At 71.0% G+C, this 4047-nt stretch carries 4 protein-coding genes; 3 read left to right on the top strand and 1 reads right to left on the bottom strand.

Annotated features, from left to right (window positions below):
• Positions 1 to 157: 157 nt before the first annotated feature.
• Both ABZY44_RS37340 and ABZY44_RS37335 read left to right on the top strand, forming a co-directional pair.
• Positions 158 to 514 carry a hypothetical protein gene (locus ABZY44_RS37340; RefSeq protein ID WP_356661953.1) on the top strand — a complete coding sequence of 119 codons (357 nt, stop codon included), beginning with the start codon at positions 158 to 160 and terminating at the stop codon, positions 512 to 514.
• On the top strand, positions 511 to 801 hold the full coding sequence (locus ABZY44_RS37335) for a hypothetical protein (RefSeq protein ID WP_356661951.1): 291 nt from the start codon (positions 511 to 513) through the stop codon (positions 799 to 801). Before ABZY44_RS37340 ends, ABZY44_RS37335 begins: the two co-directional genes overlap by 4 nt.
• 810 nt (positions 802 to 1611) lie before the next feature.
• Here ABZY44_RS37335 and ABZY44_RS37330 read toward each other — a convergent pair.
• Entirely contained in the window at positions 1612 to 2394 is a 783-nt protein-coding gene (locus ABZY44_RS37330) for a hypothetical protein (protein ID WP_356661949.1), read from the bottom strand.
• 148 nt (positions 2395 to 2542) lie between these two features.
• Here ABZY44_RS37330 and ABZY44_RS37325 point away from each other — a divergent pair, with 148 nt between their 5' ends.
• Positions 2543 to 3610 carry a HEAT repeat domain-containing protein gene (locus tag ABZY44_RS37325; protein ID WP_356661947.1) on the top strand — a complete coding sequence of 356 codons (1068 nt, stop codon included), beginning with the start codon at positions 2543 to 2545 and terminating at the stop codon, positions 3608 to 3610.
• Positions 3611 to 4047: the final 437 nt, after the last annotated feature.

Raw genomic sequence — 4047 nt, 5'->3', positions numbered from 1 at the left:
CCCTGTGGGAGAGTAGGACGCCGCCGAACAATTATTGTGGGAAAGCCCCGCACCAGCCCTTACAGGGCACGGTGCGGGGCTTTTCTGCGTTCACGGACCTTTGCCCGGCCCGATCGTGCGGGGCTGGGTATCCTGGCCGCGTTCCCAGGAGGACACGATGACTGCTCAGCAGCTGGAAGCCGGCGGCCCGCTCATCCCTCAGCCGGCGATGACGCGGGAAGCCCTGCGCGATGCGGTGCGACGGATCGACATGGCGAGCCTGGCGGCGCTCGACAAGGAATGCAACGAGGCGTTCGACCGCGCGGCCGAGACCGGCGCCATCAATCCCCTGCGCTTCTTCCTGATCAAGTGGGCCACCCACGTGGCCATCCACCGCTGGCCGGCGCGGGCGGCCGCCCTGCACGCAGCAGAACGCGTCGCCGGCGACCCCGCGGCCACGGAACAGGAGTTCCAGGCGGCGATGGAGACGAGCAGCCGCATTCTGGCCGAGGCCCAGCGCGAGATCGGCCTGTGAGCTCACGCGGCGAGGGCGCCGAGAACGACACCGGCTGGGCGTGGGAATGCGATCCGAGCCGTATCTGGGTCCTGGGCGACATGCCCGCGGACCAACAGGCCCTCGTAGCCGCCGTGATGGACGGCCTGGTGGACCTCGCGTCGATGGCCGTCGACCCCAAGGACGGCAGCCTCTACGAGGACGCCCACCCGATGCGGCTGCGTACGTACGAGGACGAGCACCTGATGCTCTGGTACCAGACCATCCCCCACCGCAGCCGCGTCTACCTGAAACGCGTCAACCTCTAGCGCGGCGACGGGCAGGGTCCGGCGGGCTCTGAGGCGGAGACCGTCGTCCTCCCTGGGGATCGACCCTCGCCGTCCTCCTCGAGGAGTGGCCGGCCATCGGGCGCTCCTGCGCGGACAACGACGCCTGGCGCACCGCGTACGAGGAGACCGCCCAGGGGCCCGGCCACGTACGAGCACGACGCGATCCCGCCCCGGCCGAACGACCGCCGCCGGCGTAGGTGCGACTCAAGGCCGGATCGCCTCAGGCCGTCCCCGTCGAAAGGACCGGAACACCTGGAGCAGGTCGCAGCCGCCCGGCTCCGCCGGTAGGTCCGGGACATCCCGCCGGTACAGCTGCGTCAGGTCGGTCATCGGCCGCGGGTTCGTCTCCGACACCTCAGGAAGCCGGTGCTCGAGGCTCAGCTCGGCCAGGTGCTCTCGTTCCTCCTCCGTGGGGGCCCGGGTCCTGTTCCTGCGCCGCACTCGGCAGCCGGGATCCGGCGGCAGCGGTGGGTGCCGGCCGGGCGCCCCCCGGGGGCCGTGGGTCTCACCGCATACAGACCAACACTCCTCCTCTGACGACAGCATCGGACCGCCCATCGACCTGTCCGACATCAGCGGGCTGCCCGGCCGCGGGTGGAGCGGCCTCGTCGTACGTCGGGAAGGAGCCCGTTCCGATCACGGACTGCCGTGTCGTGCATCCAGAGACCGGGACCGGTACCTGTGAGGTCGCCCGGCTGCACGGGCTTCAGATCTCGTCTTTCTACGTCTCCGGCATGCCACACCCGGATTGCCGAGTAGGGCCCGTGGTCGCCGATGACGACGGTTAGTTCACGTCGCAGTGAGGGCAGCACATGGAGTAGACGCCAGCGATCGATGCGTCGCGATCCCGATCGATTGGCTTGGTGAGGGGGTGGAGGCTGGGAAGGCCGAGGCCGGTGCTGCCACTGCCGGGTGAACAGCTGCTCCGGCGCCGTAGCGTCGGCGAAGCGCGGGACGGTTCGCCAGGTCATGTCGAGCTGACGTTGGCTCGAACGGCGGCTGTGGCCGGCTTCGAGCGGTGCGTGGATGGCGGCCTGGCGGGCCCCGGGTCCGTTCGGCGAACCGGTGACCGGTCGGCCAGGGCGAGTCGGACGAGTGGCCGGCCGGACCGGGTAAGGCCTCGTCCTGCTCGGGCCCTGCTTCCCGGATCTGGACCAGGGTGAGGAGGTGGTGGGTGGGGGCGTAGTCGATCTGCCAGTCGGCGTGGATCCCCACCGCGCCGTCCCTGGGGCACCGCAGCCCCACCGTCACCCAGCGGACCGAGCCGTCGTCGGCGAGCGAGAACGCGACTGCCGTCTCGAACTCGACGCCCCCGCACGGGCAACCGGCCTCGCCAGGATCCGCGTCCTCCCAGAATTCCTCGCTGTCCGCGAGGAACGCACGGCCGCCGCAGCCCAGGTACACCCGCTCGGCTCCGCCCTCGACGTCGTCGACGGGCACGAAGAACACGCGCCCGCCGCCTCCGCCGCAGACGGAGGGAGCGATCTGCACCGGACGGCTGGCGTCAGCGTTCCGCAGGAGCGTGGCGAGGTCGGCCGAGACCACCTCGGCGATCCGGTCATCAGCGTGCACAGGCGCATCGTTCCAGACGCGGTCCTTTCTCCCGGGTGCGGTGCACGGGCACAGGGGCTGATGTGGGCGGGCGCGGAGGGGCCTCGCCCTTCCTTGCCGGGCCGATGCCCTCGCGAAGGGCATCCACCGCATCCACCACAATGCGCGGATGGAAGCGGACGCGGTGGCGCAGGCGGTCGGGCGGGTGGTGGCGGCAGCGCGCGCCGCTGGGGAGGCCGGTGACTGGGAGGAGTACGGGGCGCTGCTGAAGCGGGCGGGTGTCGACGGGGCGGGGGCGGTGCGGGTCGGCCTGGAACTCATCGGTTCCGCTGAACCGCTCGAGCGCGAGATCGGATGCGACCTGCTGGGAGAGGCGAGCGGTCAGAACGAGGCGGTCCGCGGGGCGACGGCTGCCGCCTTGGTCGCCCTGGCCGCGCGGGAGACCGAGGGGTGCGTGCTGAGGTCCCTGGTGCGTGCGATCGGGGGGACGGGCGAGGCAGGTGCCGTGCCCGTTCTGGTCGCCCTGGCCGGACATCCCGACGCCGGCGTCCGCCAGGAGGTGGCTTCCTCGTTCCCCGGGGTTCTCGCGGGCCGGCCGGACGGGGCGGAGGTCCGTGCGCTCGTCACGTTGACTCGTGACGAGGATCCGGAGGTCCGGAACTGGGCGACGTTCACGTTGGGGTTCCAGGCCGAGGCCGACGGTCCCGAGATCCGCGCGGCTCTCTGGGAGCGGACGGCCGACGACCACGCCGATGTGCGCGAGGAGGCAATCCGCGGGCTGGCCCGGCGGCATGACCCGCGGGCGGTGCCGCTGCTGGGGGCGCTGCTGGAGGATCCGGCCGGCGCCCACGTCCATACGTTCGCAGCCGCCCGGATCATGGGGGCTCCCGAGTTGTTGCCCGCCCTGTTGGAGTACGAGCCTGACGCGGCGGGCGTGGCGGCCGCGGTGAGGGCGTGCGACCCCGTGCAGCGGGGGCAACTGGACGCCGGTGCGTGGGAGCTGCTGACGGCGCTGCACCGGCTCTGCCCCGAGCGGGATGCCTCGGTCCACCGGGAGGTCTTCGGCCCGGACCTGACCCTCGGCCTGCTCGGCGCCGGGGGACCCTCCAACTATGACGTGGAAGCGCTCCTCGCCCGGGCCGGCGGCGCCCCCCTGGTCGCTGCGGAACTCGTGGTGCGGGAGGAGGCGGCCAGGCCCCTGCAGCCGGCAGGGGTCTGCCTCCCTGGTGACGGCTGAGGGCCCCGTCGCCGCCGCGTCGGTCGCGGTTCGTCCCCGGAAGCCGTCGCCGGCCGGTCTCGAGGCTCGGGCCCGGAGTGGTCCTGAGTCTTGGGTCTCGGGGCCGGCCCTCCTTGGCGGGGCGCGACGATTTTGACCGCGTAGGGGGCGTCATGTAGAGTTAAACGGTTGCCTGGAACTGGACAAGTTCGGCAACCGGCCCCCAAAGAAGCAATTCGGCGTGGGCACCCTCGACTCTTCATCCAGGAATCTGAAGCCGGGAAATCCGGTGGAAAACTTCTGATAGAGTCGGTCTCGCCGGAAAGGGAAACGCGAAAGCGAAAACCTGGAAAGCGAAACCCGCTGACTGGGAATCGGACACGAAAGAGTCTGATAGAGTCGGAGACACAAGAACGAAGGAAGCGCCCGGAGGAAAGCCCGAGAGGGTGAGTACGAAG

This window comes from Streptomyces sp. NPDC006544 (genome assembly GCF_040611715.1).
In the GTDB taxonomy this organism is placed as follows: domain Bacteria; phylum Actinomycetota; class Actinomycetes; order Streptomycetales; family Streptomycetaceae; genus Streptomyces.
The sequence above is the reverse complement of the archived record's forward strand: the minus strand, read 5'-3'. Positions and strand labels throughout refer to the sequence as shown.